Raw genomic sequence first — 18601 nt, 5'->3', positions numbered from 1 at the left:
GCACGGGCGCGGTTGCCCTCGGCGGATGATCTCGCCGCAAGCGGTGAACACCCCAGCGCGGTTTCGATTGTCGAAAATGCTCTAACCCGCCGCAAGCTTTCCCTGTAAGGCGTCATCAATGAGCCGGCTGGTCTCCCTTACACCGTAGAGGGCGATGAAGGAGCCAAATCGCGGCCCCTGCGGCTGGCCCAGCAGAACCTCGTAGAGAGCCTTGAACCAGTCGCGCAGGTTCTCAAATCCGCCCTGCTTGCCGACTTCGTAGACAATGTCCTGGATCGTCTCTGCGTCCAGCTCGGCTGACGAAGGCAGGCCATCGAGCCGCGTCTTCAGATCAAGCAGCGCAGCCCGTTCCATGTCGGTCGGCGCTCGGAATTGCTTGGTCGGCTTCACGAAATCATGGAAATAATGGATGGCATAGCCAGCCAGCCGGTCGAGCTCGGGCTGACTTGAGGATGAGGCATCCGGCGCATAGCGGCGAATGAAGCCCCACAGAACCTCCTTATCTTCCGCGTTGGACGCACTTACCAGGTTGAGCAGAAGCGAGAAGCTCACTGGCATCGTTGCCTGCGGCGGCTTGCCCGAATGGATGTGCCAGACAGGATTGGACAGTTGCTCCTGGGTGTCCTGCCCGTCGAACTTGCTCAGGAAAGCATAATAGTCGTCCACGGCCTTCGGGATCACGTCAAAATAGAGACGCTTGGCCTTGCGCGGTGCCTGGAACATGTAGAGCTGCAAGCTTTCAGGGCTCGCATAGCGCAACCATTCCTCGATGGTGAGGCCATTGCCCTTGGACTTCGAGATCTTTTGGCCCTTCTCGTCGAGGAAGAGCTCATAGTTGAAGCCCTCCGGGGGCTCGGCGCCGAGAGCCGAGCAGATCTTGCTCGACAGCTTGACGGAATCGATCAGATCCTTGCCGGACATCTCATAATCAACACCCAGAGCGTACCACCGCATCGCCCAGTCGGCCTTCCATTGCAGCTTGCAGTGCCCGCCCGTAACGGGCACCTCGACCAGCTTCTGAGTATGCGGATCGCGATAGACGATCGTGCCGGCGTCGAGCTTGCGCTCTTCGATCGGCACCTGCAGCACCTCGCCTGTATCGGGCGAGACCGGCAGAAAGGGTGAATAGGTCTTCTGGCGCTCTTCCCTGAGAGATGGCAGCATGATCGCCATCACCTCGTCATAGCGCTCCAGCACGCGCAGCAGCGCCTTATCGAAAATGCCCGATGCATAGCATTCGCTCGCGCTGCGAAACTCGTACTCGAATCCGAAGCGGTCGAGGAAATCGCGCAGCATCGCATTATTGTGGTGGCCGAAGCTTTCGAACTTGCCGAAGGGGTCGGGAACCTTGGTGAGCGGCTTGTTGAGATGCGGGCGGATCAGATCCTGGTTTGGAATATTGTCCGGGATCTTGCGAAGTCCATCCATATCATCGGAGAAGCAGATCAGCCGGGTCGGCACGTCGGACATGGTCGAGAAGGCGTGGCGAACCATGGTGGTGCGCGCGACCTCCCCAAAGGTACCGATATGGGGCAGGCCCGAGGGGCCGTAACCGGTCTCGAACAGCACGTCCTTTTTGCCCGTCCGTTTGAGGCGCTCCAGCAATTTGCGGGCTTCCTCGAATGGCCATGCCTTGCTGGCCATTGCTTCTTCGACGAGCTTACGGTCGGTGATCACGATATTGTCTCGCAGGTGCGCGAAGGCGCGTTGAACTTGGGCGGCGACCCTATGAGTCCGGCCGCCTGCCGTCAACCGGCTGATCTCAGCTCGCGCCAGCGACAACGTCAGCTGAATCGAGATTCTCGTTCATCCGCCGGCGCTGGGCGGCCATGGCATCGAACTGCGCCCGCAAATTGGGATGGCGATTAATGAACTGCCGGAACTCGCGTGCGGTCATGGAGAGGAACTTGCAATAGTCGACCGCAGTCACATCCGCCGTGCGCCGCTCGCCGCTCAGCAATCCCATTTCTCCGAAAAAATCACCCGGTTTCAGCTCGATGGTGCGGCCATTGACCGAGACCTGCACGGTGCCCGAGGAAATGAAATACATCGCATCCGGCCGTTCACCCTTGCGGATGACCCGATCGCCGGGATTGGCAGAGCGCGGCCTGAACAGCATGAGCAGCTCTTCGCGCTCATCAGGCGAGAGACTCGCAAAGATCGGGAATTTCTCCACGATCTGCTGCGCCTCGAGGCCCCGCTCCATGTGGCGCGCTTCGCTGGCCCTGCGTACCGCCTCGAGCTCCTGCTCAAGGGCCGCCATACGGACAGCACCGAAGGGCGAGCCCGGCTTGCCAGCCTGGCGCCGGATCAGAGCCGCGGCAGCAGCAAAGCTCAACGGATTGAGCATGATGGAGAGCAACGCGCCCGCCAGGATCAGGTCGCGACCTTCCGCAGGCATCAGGCCCGAGGCAACACCAAGACCGGCAAGGATGAAGGAGAACTCTCCGATCTGGGCAAGGCTTGCCGAAACGGTGAGCGCCGTGCTCGCGGGAAAGCGCATCAGCAGAACGATCAGGAAGGCCACGACCGACTTGCCAACCACGATGAGGGCAAGAACCGCCAGGACCTTCAGCGGCTCGCGAATCAGGATCGATGGGTCAAAGAGCATGCCCACCGAGACGAAGAACAGCACCGCGAAGGCATCCTGCAGGGGAAGGGAATCGGCCGCGGCCCTGTGGCTGAACTGGGATTCGCTGAGGACCACGCCGGCAAAGAACGCGCCCAGGGCGAAGGATACGCCGAAGACAACCGCCGAGCCATAGGCAATACCGAGAGCCAGCGCCAGGACCGAGAGGGTGAACAGCTCGCGTGATCCGGTGCGGGCAACCTGTTTCAAGATCCAGGGCACGATTTTCGGCCCGATCAGCATGGCGAGCGCGACAAAGGCAACGACCTTGCCGAGCGTGAGGGCGAGTTGCGCGCCCAAGCCAAGGCCGCTTTCGGCAGGGGCATGGCTCGTATCACCAGCGGCCAGCCCGTGCGCCCCCATGATTTCGGCAAAAGCGGGCAGAAGGACCAGGGCAAGCACCATCGCCAGGTCCTCGACGATCAGCCAGCCGACTGCGATGCGGCCATTAGGCGTGGCAACGGCATTGCGCTCTTCCAGGGCACGCAGCAGCACGACAGTGCTGGCCACCGACAATGACAGCCCGAACACGATGCTGCCCCCGAGACTCCAGCCCCAGAGCATGGCCAGAGCCGCACCGAGAAGGGTTGCCAGCACGATCTGGCCGACCGCGCCGGGTATGGCGACCCAGCGCACGGCCATCAGGTCGGCTGCAGAGAAGTGAAGGCCCACGCCAAACATGAGCAAAATCACCCCCATCTCGGCGAGCTGACCGGCGAGGGTGCTGTCGGCCACAAAGCCCGGCGTGAAGGGCCCCATGACCACTCCCGCCAGGAGATAGCCGACCAATGGCGGCAAGCGCAGGCGGTCGGCCACGAAGCCAAATCCGAACGCCGAGACGAAGCCCAAGGCGATCAGAGCAATCAGAGCGGTTTCGTGGTGCACATGTTCTCCCCGTCCTCGCCCTGCCGGATTACCTCAGCTCATGTCCGCGTCTTCTTCAGGCAGACTTGTGCGGCAGGAATACCGCTTCCGGTGAACCACATTCGAACCGGAAAAGGCAACTATTATTGCACGGAAGTACAAGTTCCATTGCCGGTCTATTCTGCGCGCCTGCGCGCGTGAAAGACGAGACGAAATGGGTTAAGGTCGGCTCCGCATGTCTTTCGCACCGCATCATAGATCGACCGAAGCCGCCCGCGGCTGGGCCATGGATCCGCTCAGCACATTGCCAGCCGCCGCGCTGCAGGGGGTCAGCCTGTTGTGCTCGCAACCCGGCTCCGAACCGCAACTGCTCGACCCAGAGGCAGGGTTGGGCCGTCTGACTGCAGAGCCGCATCTCGTCTGCCACGCGGTGTTCCTGGCGAATCGGCTGCAGATTGCAGGGCGATTGGAGCGGGCCATCGCGCGGACGGCCCGGGAGCAGGCCCATTTTGACCTGGCGGAGCTGTTCGCGTTCATCTGTCCCGCCCGGTTCGCCCTGCCGACGCCTATGGGGATTGCTCAAGCGGCAGGCCTGGAAACGGATATCTTGCCGGCGAGCGAACTCCTGAGGGAGACGGCGCGCCGGCTTTTGGGGCTGCTGACGGAAGACGCCCGTAAGCACTCGGCGCGCGAAGTTCTCGAGCAGGCGCAGTTTTTGGCACGAAGCCGATGGCCCTGGGCACCACTGGTGATTCGCGCCATCGAGGATGGCTGCGGCCGCCAAGAGATCTCGCCGTTTCTCACCGGGCTCAATGTGTGGGACAGGCTCGCCGAATGGGAGGATGACGGGCCGCGTCCGCAGCCCGATAGCCATGGGGTTTCGGCGGAGGAGGCCGAGGCGGAGCTGAGCCGGATCCTGGGCAGCAATTCGGAAAGCCGCACCTCCCAGCGCGATTACAGTGCCAAGGTTGCGCGTGCCTTCGCACCACGGATCAGCCGGCACGAGAACCACATTCTTCTGGCCGAGGCGGGAACGGGCCTTGGCAAGACGCTGGGCTATCTCGCTCCCGCCACCGTGTGGGCGCGGCGAAACAGCGGAACGGTGTGGGTGTCCACCTATACCAAGAACCTGCAGCGGCAGCTCGAGCAGGAGACCCAGAAGGTCTTTCCGAGCGCCGATGAACGGCGTAGCAAAGTCGTCATCCGCAAGGGACGGGAGAATTATCTCTGCCTGCTGAACCTGCAGGAGCGGATTGCCCAGATGAGCGGGAACGCGCGCGGCAACCTGCTCGCGGTTTTGATCGTCCGCTGGGTGAAAGCAAGCCGCGACGGCGACATGATCGGCGGGGATTTTCCCGCCTGGCTCATGTCACTGTTCGCCGATGGCGGCACGGCGGGAGAGCGCGCGCCCTCCCCGGCCAGTTTAGGGCTTACCGACAGGCGGGGCGAATGTATCTACACGGCCTGTCCGCATTACCGGAAATGCTTTGTCGAGAAAGCGACACGGGCTGCACGCAAGGCAGACATCGTGATTGGCAATCACGCACTGGTCATGGCGCAAGCCGCGCAGGACCAGCTGCTCGGGCCTGCGGAAAATTCCGAAGAGCAAACCGCGACAGGTGCAATCCGGCGGCTGATCCTCGATGAGGGCCATCACCTGTTCGATGCGGCCGATAATGCCTTTGCCGCCCATCTCACCGCTGTCGAGGCCGCCGAGCTGCGTCGCTGGATCAGAGGCGGTGAGGCCCGCGGCCGGCGTGGCCGCAGCCTGCTCGACCGCATTGGCGATCTCGCCGGTGGCGCCGCTGAAGACGATCAATCCGAAGCGATGTTGCAAGCGGTCATGCAGGCGGCCACGGGCTTGCCGGGACCGGGCTGGCAGCGGCGGGTTCAAGCCGGCATGCCGGATGGCCCGGCCGAGCGCTTTCTCATGATGGTGCGCGAGCAGGTGCTCGCCCGGTCGGACACAGCCGCGCGTTATGCGCTCGAAACCGCCTGCCGTCCCGGGATTCCCGGGCTTGCCGATGCCGCAGACGGCCTCGCAGCAGCCCTGCAGGAATTGGCCGCTCCGATGCAGGCGCTGGCCAAGAGCCTCATGGCGCGACTGGATGACGATGCAGCCAAGCTCGAGAGCGCGGAACGGGCCCGGATCGAATCGGTTTCCCGGGGGTTACGGCGCCGGTCGGAGCTGATGCTGGGCGCCTGGATCGACATGCTCGACAGGCTGAGCCGGGAGGAGCCCGAGGGGTTCACCGAATGGTTCGCGATCGAGCACAGTTTCGGCCAAGAGGCCGATGTGGGGATGTATCGGCATTGGATCGATCCGACGATCCCGCTTGCGAAGCTCGTGCTGGAAAGCGTGGATGGGGCCGTGATCACGTCGGCCACGTTGCGCGACAGGCTACCCGATATTCCGGATGACTGGGCAAGCGCCGAGATGCGCACCGGTGTCAATCACCTGGCCTATCCGGTGGCGCGCTCGGTCCATCACAGCCCCTATGATTACCCGAACCAGGCGCGGATCCTGATCGTCAATGATGTCAATCGAGAGGATCCAGACCAGGTGGCAGCAGCCTATCGTGAGTTGTTCGTGGCGGCGGGGGGTGGCGCGCTCGGGCTGTTCACGGCCATATCACGGCTCAGGGAAACCTATAAGCGGATCATTGCGCCGCTCAGCCGCGAGGGGCTTTCGCTTTACGCCCAGCATGTGGACCCGGTAGATACCGGCACCCTGGTCGATCTGTTCCGGGCTGAGCAGAACAGCTGCCTTCTGGGCACAGATGCGGTGCGCGACGGGGTGGACGTGCCGGGCGATGCCTTGCGGCTCATCGTGCTCGAGCGGGTTCCCTGGCCACAGCCCTCGATCCTCGAACGGGCGCGGCGCGCGGCTTTTGGCGGCAATCTCTATCAGGAGATGATCGTGCGGCTGCGGCTCCGGCAGGCCTTCGGGCGTCTCATCCGCCGCGCCGAGGACCGCGGGGTCTTCGTCATTCTCGACCCACGGCTTGCATCCCGCTTCCTCACCGCCTTCCCCGATGGCGTGCCGGTCAAGCGTACGGGGCTCGTGGATGCGATCGAGACCGTTCAGGGTTTTTTGGCCGAGCGGCCTTGCTGAAAGGCAAGTGCAACTCTACTTTGCGGCGCATCATGTCAGTATTGGAGCGTCTATGAGCACCATCGGCCCACACCAGGCTCTCATCTACGTCATGGTCACCATGGCGGCCGTGGACAATCGTATGGGCGATGCCGAGCTGAAGCGTATCGGTTCCATCGTGCAGCGCTTTCCGATCTTCCGCGATTTCGATCCAGATAGGCTGGTGCTGATCGCGCAAGAGGCGGCCGAGCTCTTGAGCACCGATGGCGAGGATGGGCTGCGCACGCTGCTCGCATTGGTGAAGGAAGCTCTGCCGGAGCGGCTCAAGGAGACCGCCTATGCGCTTGCGGTGGAGGTCGCCGCAGCCGACATGAAATTGCCCAAAGAGGAAATCCGCTTCCTGCAGATCCTGCGCGACACGCTTGGGCTGGACAAGCTTGCGTGCGCGGCGATCGAGCGCTCGGCCATCGCTCGCTATGCCGTGAACTGAGCGGGATCAGAAGGTCCGGCGGGATTTGACCGCAGCGGTGAGGGTGCCCTCATCGAGATAATCGAGCTCGCCACCCACGGGCACACCATGCGCCAGCCGGGTTACCGTCACATCGAGGCCGCGGAGACGCTCGGTGATATAATAGGCGGTGGTCTGACCATCGACCGTGGCATTCACCGCGAGGATCACTTCCTTCACCCCTGGTTCGGCACAGCGGTGGATGAGCTGATCGATCGACAGCTCATCGGGGCCGATGCCTTCAATCGCAGACATCACCCCGCCGAGAACGTGATAAAGGCCGGTGGTCGCACCCGCACGCTCGAGAGCCCAGAGATCGCTCACCTCCTCCACGACGCAGATGAGCGAGCGGTCCCGCCGCGGATCGGAGCAGATCACGCAGGGATCGGCGGTATCTATATTGCCGCAGACGGAGCAAACGGTGACCGTGCGCCGAACATCCTCAATGGCCGAGGCCAGTGGATCGAGCAGACGTGCGCGATTCTTGATCAGGTGCAGGACGGCACGCCTCGCCGACCGGGGACCAAGGCCCGGCAGCTTCGATAAAAGCTGAATCAGCCCTTCGATCTCCGGGCCGACGATGCGTCTGCTCATGGATGTCAGAAACCGAGATTGAGGCCCGGCGGCAATGGAAGACCTCCGGTCAGCTGCTTCATCTCCTCGGCGAGCGCCGTTTCCATCTTCTGGCGCGCATCCGCATGAGCGGCAACGATCAGGTCTTCCAGCATCTCGCGATCGTCACTCATCAGGCTCTGGTCGATGGAGATGCCTTTCATGGCCCCCTTGCCGTTGAGAGTAACGCTCACCAGCCCCGCGCCGGAGGTTCCCACCACGTCGAGGTCCTCGAGCCGCGCCTGCATCTCCTGCATGCGGGCCTGCACCTCTTGCATCTGCTTCATCATGTCGCCCAGGTTCTTCATGACCCGTCCCCACTCCCTTCCATCGTCTCATCATCGATCATGTCGCTGTCAGCGGCGATGGCTTCGTCTTGGACGGCCAGGTCCTTCACGTCAACGATCTCCGCGCCGGGAAACCGCGACAGCAAAGCCTGCACGACCGGACGGCCTCTGGCTTCATTAAACAGAGTGTCTCGCTTCAGCCGATCCTGTTCGGCAATCGGCCGCTCTCCGGCATCCTTGGTGACCGAAACGATCCAGCGCTCACCGGTCCATTGCTCCAGCTTGCGCGCCAATTCATTGGTGAGCCCGGGGGGCGCGCCCTGCTCAAGGCCGATATCGACCTGACCGGGCCGCACGCGGACAGGCCGTACAAAAGTTTCGAGCTGTGTTTTCAATCGCAGGTCGCGACGCTCACTCGCCACTCGTATGATGTCGCGGAAATGCGAGAAATTCGCCGCGGCTGAAGCTGATTGTTCTGGCGGCTCGGCGGAAAAATCGGGGGCCGTTACCGCCATGGTCTCGGCGCCACGGGTGCTCGAGGTCGTCGGCTCGACGGGTGGGGCAGAGACGGGCGGAGCGTTTACCGGCGCCCGGCGCATGGGGGTCACGGTGGCCGGACCGCCGGCTTCAGCCTCGGCATTGCGCCGCTGGGGCAAAGGCCGTATCTCGCTTGTTTCCTGCTCAAGGACCTCCCGCAAGGTTGGCAGGTCGGCGGCATAAGCCATGCGTATGAGAACCATTTCCGCCGCAGCAAGCGCATGGGCGGACTGGCTGACCTCCTCGATGCCTTTTAGCAACATCTGCCAGGCCCGCGTCAGCACCGACATGGAGAGGCGCTCGGCAAGGCTCATGCCCCGCACCCGCTCCATCTCAGAGCGGGCCGGATCCTTCGCCGCATCGGGAACGACCTTGAGGCGGGTGACCCAATGGGTGAGCTCAGCCAGATCCGTCAGGACGGTTATCGGCTCGGCACCGAAATCATAGAGCTGCTTGAGCTCGGCCAGGGCGCCGGCCGCATCGCCCTTCATCAACAGCTCGAAGAGGTCAACGGCCCGGCCACGATCTGCAAGGCCTAGCATGGAGCGCACGGCCTCGGCCCGCACCATATCGCCGCCATAGGCAATCGCCTGGTCGAGCAGCGACAGCCCATCACGCACAGAGCCTTCGGATGCTCTTGCGATAAGTGCCAGGGCTTCATCCTCGGCGGAAACGCCTTCCTTGCTTGCGATATTGCGGAAGTGCTGGACCAGGAGATCCCCATCGAGGCGCTTCAGGTCGAAACGCTGGCAGCGGGACAGGACCGTGACCGGGACTTTGCGGACCTCGGTGGTCGCGAAGATGAATTTCACATGCTCCGGCGGCTCTTCCAGCGTTTTGAGCAGCGCATTGAACGCCGCCTTGGAGAGCATGTGCACTTCGTCGATGATATAGACCTTATAGCGCGCATCAATCGGGCGGTAGCGCACGCCTTCGATCAGCTCGCGAATATCATCGACGCCCGTGCGGGAGGCGGCATCCATCTCGATCACGTCGGGGTGGCGCGATTCGAGAATGGCGGCACAATGGGCGCCAAGCCGCGGCAGGTGGACGGTGGGCTTGTCGGATTCGGAATAGTTGAGCGCTCGCGCGATCAGCCTGGCCGTGGTGGTCTTGCCGATGCCGCGGACGCCGGTAAGCATATAGGCTTGGGCAATCCGGCCGCTGGAGAAAGCATTCTCCAGGGTACGCACCATTGCGTCCTGGCCGATCAGATGCTCGAATGTGCTTGGTCGATATTTGCGCGCGAGGACACGATAAGCCGGACCGCCGCCGCTTCCAGACGTCGATGGGATCGCAAGCTCGGCCGCAAGCGGGGCATCGCTTTCCTGCTGTTCACTCAAATTCCGGCGTTCCGTACCCGAAGTTGCGTGTTCGGCGTAGGCCAATCATCCGGCATGCCCGTGGGATAGGCGAGAGGCTGAACGAACGACCCGTACCGGATTCGTTAGGGCTGCTTCCTTCCGGACCTGACCCGGTTGGCGAGCGGCACGCCCGCCGCCAGCCTCTCTAGGTCACTATATCAGCATTCCAGGGCGATGAGGCAAGTGCGTTACCAGCGCGCACTGATCATTCCTCTGGATAACCTCGATCGCCAGGGACGATCGACATCATTTCTTGACTGACACCGCTAAGGCTGCCCTCGTTAAGCTCTCACATCCACTCTCGTTCGCGCGACGGATTCCAGCCCATGTTTCTCGATGACAGCCTCGCATTCACCCTGAATTCCCTCGATCGCATGGCCCAGCGCCGGAGCGATGCTGAATGGCTCGCCCGGCAGGCTGCCTCGGCCGAGGCGCGGCATCTCGGCTTCATCGGGGAGCGCCCGCTTGTGGTGCTCAATCCGCTTGGCGGGCTCGCGCTCTATTCGCTCCCCCAGTCCTCGGTGCGGGAGCCCGTGTTTCTCGGATGTGAGGATGGGGAAAAGCCGATTTTCGCGTCTCAGCTTCCCGAGGAACAGGACCTGTCGGCCTTCGGCGAGGCGGTCAAGGCGATCGATCTGCGCAGCCTTGCCATGCAGAGCATCCTGCCTCCGGCCATGCTCGGCGTTCTCGCCCAGGCCCGAACCCTGCTTCACTGGCATGCGACGCACCGCTTCTGCTCGCGCTGTGGCGTTGCCTCCGAAATGCGCGACGGTGGATATCGTCGGCATTGCCCCGCCTGCCATGCTGATCACTTCCCACGCACCGATCCGGTGTCGATCATGCTGGTGACGAGGGGGGATCATTGCCTCCTGGGGCGGCAAGCCCGGTTTGCACCGGGCATGTATTCCGCATTGGCGGGGTTCATCGAGCCGGGCGAGACGATCGAGGAAGCCGCGCGTCGGGAGGTCTTCGAAGAGGCCGGCATAAAGGTTGGCCGCGTGGATTATCATTCGAGCCAGCCATGGCCCTTCCCCGCCAACCTCATGATCGGGGTCATGGCCGAGGGGCTGAGCGAAGAGATCACAATCGATCGGACCGAGCTCGAGGATGCCCGCTGGTTTCCGCGCGCGGAAGTCAAGGCCATGCTGGAGGGGACACATCCTGCGGGGCTGACAGTGCCGGCGCCCTTCGCCATCGCAAACCGGCTGGTGCGGCGCTTTGTGGGTGAAACGTGAGCAGAATCAGAGTTAGCTGATTCTGGAGTGGCTGTTGATAACCATGGGTTGGGCGAACGGCGCCCCAATTGGAGACCATATCGGGCGACAGAGAGTTTATTGTTAGCTGGCGGGCCTTCATTGGATCACGCATCACCAAGAGATGGGGCGGCCCACGCCATAGCCGGATGGAGGTGGTCAGTGCGATATCCCGGGATGACAGCGAACAAGCGGCGCATTCTCTGCGTGTTCCCACATTACACGCCGTCCTTCGGCACCTTCCAGCACGCCTATAAGCTTATTGCGGGCGTCAAGGCATTCATGCCGCCACAAGGCCTGCTGGTGATCGCCGCCTATTTGCCGGAACGTTGGGAGGTGCGTTTCGTCGATGAAAATGTGGCGTCGGCACGTTCGGAGGATTTCGCGTGGGCCGACGCCGTTTTCGTCAGCGGCATGCATATTCAGGCATCGCAAATCCGCGATATCGGCCGCCGTGCCCATGAGCATGGCAAGGTGACCGTGCTTGGCGGCCCCTCGGTCTCGGGCGCGCCAGAGATGTATCCGAGCTTCGATTACCTCCATGTCGGCGAGCTTGGCGATGCAACGGACCAGCTGATCGCCATGCTCGATGAGAGTGTGGCGCGACCGGCGGAACAGGTGCTGCTCAGGACAGACGAGCGGCGGGCACTCCACCAGTTTCCCATCCCGGCTTATGACCACATCAATCTGGGGCGATACCTGATCGGCAGCCTGCAATTCTCAAGCGGCTGCCCTTATCGGTGCGAATTTTGCGACATTCCCGCGCTCTACGGCCGCCAGCCCAGGTTAAAGACCCCGGAACAGATCACCGCCGAGCTCGACAAGATGCTTGTGCAGAGCTTCAGACCGGGAACCGTCTATTTCGTGGATGACAATTTCATCGGCAATCGCAAGGCGACGAAGGAGATGCTGCCGCATCTCATCGCCTGGCAGAAGCAGCATGGTTATCCCCTGCAATTCGCCTGCGAAGCAACTCTGAACATCGCCAAGCAGCCGGAAATCCTCGCGATGATGCGCGAGGCCGGGTTCATCACCATCTTCATTGGCATCGAGACGCCGGAGGTTGCCGCGCTCCACGCCATTCGCAAGGAGCACAATAATGCGGTGCCAATGTATGAGGCGATCAGGACGATCAATTCCTACGGGCTCGAGATCACTTCTGGCATCATTCTGGGGCTCGACACCGATACGGCCGACACGGAACGGGCCCTGATCGACTTCATCGATGCCTCCAACGTGCCGGTGCTCACGATCAACCTGCTGCAGGCTCTGCCCAAGACGCCTCTCTGGGACCGCCTGGAACGCGAGGGCCGGCTGGTCCATGATACCGCGCTCGAATCCAATGTGCAGTTCATGCGGCCTTATCAGGAAGTGGTCGAGTCCTGGCGCCGATGCATCGATTATGCTTATACGCCCGAGCGTCTCTTCAACCGCTTCAGGCATCAGGTCGATGCAACCTATGCCCATCGGCTGAAGACACCAACACAGGGCAAGCTGACTTCTGCCAACCTGATACGTGCCCTGAACCTGATCTGGCGCACCTTGTGGCATCTGGGGATCAAACCTAAATATCGGGGCGCCTTCTGGCGCGCAGCTCTTCATGCCCTGAAACGTGGGCAGATTGATGCGATGTTCAGCATGGCTTTCGTCGGCCATCATCTGATCAGCTTCACGCGTGAGGCATTGGAAGGGGAGCAGAACGCCTCCTTCTACTCAGCCCACACAAAGGGCCCGAGCAAGCGCATGGCGGCGTGATTTTTGCAGACCTGAATTTGTTAGATGTGAATTTAATCAGTCGTGAGAGGCGTTGCGATGTCCATGGGAACGACCACCGAAAACCAGATCCTCATCGAGACCCGGATCGCCAATGAGGGTCCAAGCGTTGTCGTTGCCTATTTATTGTGGCTGTTTCTATGGTTCGTTTCCGCTCACAGGCTGTATCTGGGCCGCCCAGGCACGGCCATTCTCCAGATCCTGAGCTATTTCGTGCTCATCGGCTTTGTCTGGTGGGTGATCGATGCCTTCCTCATTCCAGGCATGATCCGGGATAAGCAGGACGAGATTCGCCGGCGGCTCGCAGCCCAGATGGGCATTGCCAACTAGTCTCACGCAACCTCCGTGAGGTGCAGATCGTTGACGGCGGGGTGCGGCCTCCTTATCTTCGAAAGCGGATGTCGCACCACACAGAAATGCTGAGCGTCGCATAAACGGTCATAGCACATGGACCATCGTCTATTGGGACTGGCCGACCTCGACAAGCGTTCCCGCGAAATTTTCCGGCAATTGGTTGAAACCTATTTGTCCACCGGTGAACCGGTCGGCTCTCGCACGATTTCACAGATGTTGCCGGTAAATCTCTCGCCGGCCTCCGTCCGCAATGTGATGTCCGACCTCGAAGCGATCGGGCTCATTTCTTCTCCGCATACGAGCGCAGGACGCCTGCCGACCGAGCTCGGGCTCCGGTTCTTCGTCGATGCCCTGCTTGAGGTGGGCAATATCGACGAGGAGGAGCGTTCGCAGATCGAGCAGAGGGTGACCAGCCACAATCGCCAACGCATGGATGAGGTGCTCACCGCAGCCACGAACATGCTGTCGGGCTTGAGCCAGTGCGCGGGCGTGCTCGTTGCACCGAAGTTCAACGTCCGGCTCAAGCATATCGAGTTCGTCAAGCTCGATAATCAGCGGGCCCTGGTGATCCTGGTCGGAGAAGACGGCAGCGTCGAGAACCGGATCATCACTATCCCACCTGGCCTGCCGCCATCGGTCCTGGTTGCGGCCTCCAACTATCTCAGCACGCGTTTCATTGGGAAAACGCTGAGTGAGATACAAAAGTCGATGAAAACCGCGGTCGAGCGCCTGCGGCAGGAAATCGATGAGCTCACGGCCACAGTGGTGGAGCAAGGCCTTGCCAGTTGGGGCAGCGATGACCCGGAGCATGAAAAGACGCTGATCGTTCGGGGCCGGTCCAATCTCCTCGATGACAAAGATGCCCTTCAGGATCTCGAGCGCATTCGCAGCCTGCTCGATGATCTCGAAAGCAAACGCGATCTTATCCGCCTCCTCGGCCTGGCGGAGGAAGGCGAGGGTGTGCGTATTTTTATCGGTTCCGAGAACAAGCTGTTCTCCCTCTCCGGCTCGTCCATCATCATCGCGCCCTATCGCGACGCGCAGGAGCGGGTGGTCGGTGTGCTCGGCGTGATCGGTCCGACGCGCATCAATTACGCGCGCATCATCCCCATGGTGGATTACACAGCCAAGGTTGTAAGTCGGCTGTTGTCTTGATTTTTCACGCTTGACCGTCGATATCCGTCTGGCATCGGTGAAGGCCTCTTTGCCGATGCCGAGCGTGAAGGATCGACGATGATTGAAGACACCAAGACCACTTCCTCGCCAGAAAAACAAAACGGCTCGCAAGCGGTCAACGCGCCCTCGGAGCAAGCTGAAGCTCACGAAAACGAGGTGAACGAGAATGAGGCGCAGGCCGAGGAGTTAAGCCCCGAGACCATGGTCGCGGCAATTCAGGCCCTTCAGGCCGAGAATGACAGTCTCAAAGACAAGCTGCTGCGGGCCATGGCCGATCAGGAAAACTTGCGTCGGCGCACCGAGCGCGAGAAAGGTGAGGCTAGCCAATATGCCATCACCAGCTTCGCGCGCGACCTGCTGAGCGTGATCGACAATTTCGGCCGAGCGCTTGCCTCCGCACCCAGCAAAGACGAGCCCGCTGTGGAGGAGGCCGTGAAAAATCTGGTCGTCGGGGTCGAGATGACCGAGCGCGAGATGCTCAATGTGCTCGAGAAGCACGGGGTGCGGCGTGATGATCCACTGGGCCAGCGTTTTGACCCCAACTTTCACCAGGCGATGTTCGAGGTCGAGGATCCGAGCCAGCCCGCGGGCACGGTCGTACAGGTCATGCAAACGGGCTACCGGATCGGCGAGCGCATTTTGCGTCCCGCCTTGGTTGGCGTCTCCAAGGGCGGCCCGAAGCCCTCGTCTCCGGCCTGAGCCGTTGCCCTCGGGTTACGTTGACGGGGCTGTCCGCCTTGCAGCGCCAAAATGAGGCGCATATATAGACGCCAGCTTCCAGTCGACATTCCACATTCGAATGGAGGAGGCTGGCCAGTCCGCGAGTCAGAAGCTTCTCCGGATCAAAAAGGCGCTTGTATCAAGGTCTTAGGGCCGGCCTGCCGCAAAGGAGGTAGAAAGAATGGCTAAAGTAATTGGTATTGACCTCGGCACCACGAATTCCTGTGTGGCCATCATGGAGGGTCAGTCACCGAAGGTCATCGAGAATGCCGAAGGCACGCGCACCACGCCGTCCATCGTGGCTTTCGCCGAAGACGGGGAAGTCCTGATCGGCCAGCCGGCCAAGCGGCAGGCGGTGACCAATCCAGAGAATACGTTTTTTGCGATCAAACGCCTGATCGGGCGGCGCTTTGAGGATGGCGAAGTGGAAAAGGCCAAGGGCCTGGTTCCCTATCACATCGTCAGGGCGGATAATGGTGACGCCTGGGTCGAGGCGCGCGGAAAGAAATACGCGCCTTCGCAAATCTCCGCCTATATTCTCCAAAAGATGAAGGAGACGGCCGAGCGCCATCTGGGCGAAAAGGTCGAACAGGCGGTGATCACGGTTCCCGCCTATTTCAATGACAGTCAGCGCCAGGCCACGAAGGATGCGGGCAAGATCGCCGGGCTCGAGGTGCTGCGCATCATCAACGAGCCGACGGCGGCTGCCCTGGCCTATGGCCTGGACAAGAAGCACAGCGGCGTCATTGCCGTTTACGACCTTGGCGGTGGCACGTTCGACGTGTCGATCCTGGAGATTGGCGACGGCGTGTTCGAGGTGAAGTCGACCAATGGCGACACGTTCCTCGGCGGCGAGGACTTCGACATGCGCCTGGTCGATTATCTCGCCGATGAGTTCAAGAAGGAGAACGGCATCGATCTGCGCAAGGACAAGCTTGCGCTGCAGCGCCTGAAAGAGGCCGCGGAGAAGGCGAAGATCGAGCTCTCCTCCACCACGCAGACCGAGATCAACCTGCCATTCATCACCGCCGATCAGTCCGGGCCGAAGCATCTGACCATGAAGCTCACCCGGGCCAAGCTCGAGGCATTGGTCGATGATCTGATCCAGCGGACCATCGCGCCCTGCAAGGCGGCCCTGAAGGATGCCGGGATCAGTGCCGGTGAGGTTCAGGAAGTCATCCTGGTGGGCGGCATGACCCGCATGCCGAAGGTCATCGAGACGGTGAAGACCTTCTTCGGCAAGGAGCCGCACAAGGGCGTCAACCCGGACGAGGTGGTCGCCATCGGCGCCGCGATCCAGGCGGGCGTGCTGCAGGGCGACGTGAAGGATGTGCTGCTGCTCGACGTGACCCCGCTGTCGCTCGGTATCGAGACCCTGGGCGGCGTGTTCACCAGGCTGATCGATCGGAACACCACCATTCCGACCAAGAAGTCGCAGGTGTTCTCGACCGCCGATGACAACCAGACGGCGGTGACAATCCGGGTATTCCAGGGTGAACGCGAAATCGCAGCCCATAACAAGCTCTTAGGTCAATTCGACCTCGTCGGCATTCCGCCGGCACCGCGCGGCGTGCCGCAGATCGAAGTGACCTTCGACATCGACGCCAACGGCATTGTCAATGTCTCGGCGAAGGATAAGGCGACCGGCAAAGAGCAGGCGATCCGAATCCAGGCCTCGGGCGGTCTCTCTGATGACGAGATCGAGAAAATGGTCAAGGACGCGGAATCGCATGCGGCCGAGGACAAGCAGCGCCGCGAGCTCGTCGAAGCCCGCAACCATGCGGAGGCCTTGATCCATCAGACCGAGAAGACCCTCGCCGAGTTCGGCGACAAAGTGAGCCAGGCCGACAAGAGCACGGTGGAGCAAGCGGTCGCTGATCTCCGCGGCGTTCTGGAAGGGGAAGATACGGCGGCGATCCAAGCCAAGACCCAGGCGCTGACGCAGGCCTCGATGAAACTCGGCGAGGCCATGTATCAGCAGCAGGCGGCCGGAGCCGCCGGCGCTGGCGGTGGCGATACAGGCCCCTCGTCCTCGAGCCAGGGCGATGATAATGTCGTGGACGCTGATTTCGAAGAGGTCCAGGACGACAATAAGCGGTCGACCGGTTCCTGATCGTGATCCGCGAGGCGATGATGACGAGGATGAGCCGCCCAGCCGGCGGCGTGGGGTAGGCACGTATACGGACCTCGCCTCAGGCGATCCATCAGGGTCGGGAGGGGCGGGGTCCTTGCGTGTAGCGGGTTTTGAACGATGGCGAAGCGCGACTTTTATGACATTCTCGGCGTGAGCCGAACCGCCGACGAGAAGGACTTGAAGGCCGCCTATCGTCGGTTGGCCAAACAATATCATCCCGACGCGAACCCCGGAAATGCCGAGGCGGAACACCGCTTCAAGGAAATCAACGAGGCCTATGAGACGCTGAAGGATCCCCAGAAGCGAGCGGCCTATGACCAGTTCGGTCACGCGGCGTTCGAGAATGGCGGATTCGGGCGGGCCGGTGCCGGGTTCGGGCCTGATTTCTCCTCGACCATGTCCGACATGTTCGAAGATCTGTTCGGGGAGTTCATGGGCGCTCGCCGCGGTGGTCGACGGCAGAGCTCAGCCAGCCGCGGCGCGGATTTGCGCTACAATATGGAGATCACGCTGGAGGATGCCTATCTCGGCAAGACGGCCCAGATCCGCGTTCCAACCAGCGTGACCTGTGATGTGTGCGATGGATCCGGCGCAAAGGCCGGCACGTCGCCAAAGGTCTGCCCGATGTGCGCGGGCGCGGGCCGCGTGCGGGCCACGCAAGGCTTCTTCACCGTCGAGCGCACCTGCATGACCTGCCAGGGGCGGGGCGAGGTGATCGCCGATCCCTGCACCAGTTGCGGCGGCATGGGGCGCGTGAACCGGGAACGTACGCTTTCGGTGAATATACCGGCCGGGGTCGAAGACGGAACGAGGATCCGGCTTGCCAGCGAAGGCGAGGCGGGTTTACGCGGCGGGCCGCCAGGCGACCTCTATATTTTCCTCTCGATCAAACCGCACCAGTTCTTCCAGCGCGACGGTGCCGACCTGTTCTCCCGGGTGCCGGTTTCGCTGACCACGGCAGCCTTGGGCGGTGAGATCGAGGTGCCGACGCTCGACGGCAAGAAGGCGCGGTTGCGGATCCCTGAGGGCACGCAGACGGGCAAGCAGTTCCGGCTGAAGGGCAAGGGCATGCCGGTGCTGCGCTCACATCAATATGGCGATATGTATATCCAGGTCGCCGTCGAGACGCCGGTCAATCTATCTCGTCGCCAACGCGAGCTGCTCGAAGAGTTCGAGCGGGAATCCCACAACAAGAACAACCCGGAATCCGAAGGATTCTTTGCCAAAGCCAAGGCCTTTTGGGAGGGTTTTGCGGATTAGATCGGTCCCGCCCCCTTGCAGAACGCTCAAGATCAT

14 protein-coding genes and 1 other RNA gene are annotated in these 18601 nt (G+C 61.8%); 9 read left to right on the top strand and 6 right to left on the bottom strand.

Going from position 1 to position 18601, the window contains the following annotated elements; translation table 11 throughout:
* Positions 1 to 81: 81 nt before the first annotated feature.
* Together RCF49_RS15115 and RCF49_RS15110 are read right to left on the bottom strand one after the other, a co-directional pair.
* A complete protein-coding gene (locus RCF49_RS15115) occupies positions 82 to 1677 on the bottom strand; it encodes a lysine--tRNA ligase (RefSeq protein ID WP_342640631.1) in 1596 nt (531 codons plus the stop codon).
* 85 nt (positions 1678 to 1762) lie between these two features.
* Complete coding sequence (locus RCF49_RS15110) at positions 1763 to 3514, bottom strand: cation:proton antiporter domain-containing protein (RefSeq protein ID WP_342640630.1); 1752 nt, start codon at positions 3512 to 3514, stop codon at positions 1763 to 1765.
* A 214-nt stretch (positions 3515 to 3728) separates the two neighbouring features.
* On the opposite strand from RCF49_RS15110, the gene RCF49_RS15105 reads away from it, so the two are divergent.
* Together RCF49_RS15105 and RCF49_RS15100 are read left to right on the top strand one after the other, a co-directional pair.
* Complete coding sequence (locus tag RCF49_RS15105) at positions 3729 to 6608, top strand: ATP-dependent DNA helicase (protein ID WP_342640629.1); 2880 nt, start codon at positions 3729 to 3731, stop codon at positions 6606 to 6608.
* 52 nt (positions 6609 to 6660) lie between these two features.
* Positions 6661 to 7077, top strand: coding sequence for a tellurite resistance TerB family protein (locus RCF49_RS15100; protein ID WP_342640628.1), 417 nt, complete (start codon positions 6661 to 6663; stop codon positions 7075 to 7077).
* Positions 7078 to 7083: 6 nt separating this feature from the next.
* On the opposite strand, the gene recR is transcribed toward RCF49_RS15100, so the two are convergent.
* The 4 genes from recR to ffs all read right to left on the bottom strand — a co-directional run bounded on the left by recR (position 7084) and on the right by ffs (position 10040).
* Positions 7084 to 7689 carry a recombination mediator RecR gene (gene recR / locus RCF49_RS15095; RefSeq protein ID WP_342640627.1) on the bottom strand — a complete coding sequence of 202 codons (606 nt, stop codon included), beginning with the start codon at positions 7687 to 7689 and terminating at the stop codon, positions 7084 to 7086.
* 5 nt (positions 7690 to 7694) lie between these two features.
* Positions 7695 to 8015 carry a YbaB/EbfC family nucleoid-associated protein gene (locus tag RCF49_RS15090; protein ID WP_342640626.1) on the bottom strand — a complete coding sequence of 107 codons (321 nt, stop codon included), beginning with the start codon at positions 8013 to 8015 and terminating at the stop codon, positions 7695 to 7697.
* Positions 8012 to 9874 (bottom strand): DNA polymerase III subunit gamma/tau, encoded by a 1863-nt coding sequence (locus RCF49_RS15085; protein WP_342640625.1) that lies wholly within the window; start codon positions 9872 to 9874, stop codon positions 8012 to 8014. The genes RCF49_RS15090 and RCF49_RS15085 overlap by 4 nt, the downstream gene beginning before the upstream one ends.
* 69 nt (positions 9875 to 9943) lie before the next feature.
* Positions 9944 to 10040, bottom strand: an RNA gene (gene ffs / locus RCF49_RS15080) — signal recognition particle sRNA small type.
* A 181-nt stretch (positions 10041 to 10221) separates the two neighbouring features.
* Here ffs and nudC point away from each other — a divergent pair.
* The 7 genes from nudC (at position 10222) to dnaJ (ending at position 18565) form a co-directional block, all read left to right on the top strand.
* Positions 10222 to 11130, top strand: a complete 909-nt coding sequence (gene nudC, locus RCF49_RS15075; RefSeq protein WP_342640624.1) for an NAD(+) diphosphatase — start codon at positions 10222 to 10224, stop codon at positions 11128 to 11130.
* Positions 11131 to 11310: 180 nt separating this feature from the next.
* Positions 11311 to 12903 carry a B12-binding domain-containing radical SAM protein gene (locus RCF49_RS15070; RefSeq protein ID WP_432807294.1) on the top strand — a complete coding sequence of 531 codons (1593 nt, stop codon included), beginning with the start codon at positions 11311 to 11313 and terminating at the stop codon, positions 12901 to 12903.
* A 57-nt stretch (positions 12904 to 12960) separates the two neighbouring features.
* The gene (locus RCF49_RS15065; RefSeq protein ID WP_342640622.1) at positions 12961 to 13251 is read left to right on the top strand and encodes a TM2 domain-containing protein; all 291 of its coding nucleotides are present in this window, start codon (positions 12961 to 12963) and stop codon (positions 13249 to 13251) included.
* 117 nt (positions 13252 to 13368) lie between these two features.
* The gene (gene hrcA / locus RCF49_RS15060) at positions 13369 to 14430 is read left to right on the top strand and encodes a heat-inducible transcriptional repressor HrcA (protein WP_342640621.1); all 1062 of its coding nucleotides are present in this window, start codon (positions 13369 to 13371) and stop codon (positions 14428 to 14430) included.
* Positions 14431 to 14508: 78 nt separating this feature from the next.
* Positions 14509 to 15150, top strand: coding sequence for a nucleotide exchange factor GrpE (gene grpE, locus RCF49_RS15055; protein ID WP_342640620.1), 642 nt, complete (start codon positions 14509 to 14511; stop codon positions 15148 to 15150).
* A gap of 202 nt (positions 15151 to 15352) precedes the next feature.
* Complete coding sequence (dnaK, locus tag RCF49_RS15050; RefSeq protein WP_342640619.1) at positions 15353 to 17284, top strand: molecular chaperone DnaK; 1932 nt, start codon at positions 15353 to 15355, stop codon at positions 17282 to 17284.
* A 138-nt stretch (positions 17285 to 17422) separates the two neighbouring features.
* Positions 17423 to 18565: a molecular chaperone DnaJ gene (dnaJ, locus tag RCF49_RS15045; RefSeq protein WP_342640618.1), complete on the top strand. Its 1143-nt coding sequence runs from the start codon at positions 17423 to 17425 to the stop codon at positions 18563 to 18565.
* The last annotated feature ends 36 nt before the right edge of the window (positions 18566 to 18601 follow it).

Origin of the sequence: Rhodoligotrophos sp. CJ14 (assembly GCF_038811545.1) — a bacterium.
In the GTDB taxonomy this organism is placed as follows: domain Bacteria; phylum Pseudomonadota; class Alphaproteobacteria; order Rhizobiales; family Im1; genus Rhodoligotrophos; species Rhodoligotrophos ferricapiens.
This window is presented reverse-complemented; position numbering and strand designations above follow the sequence as displayed.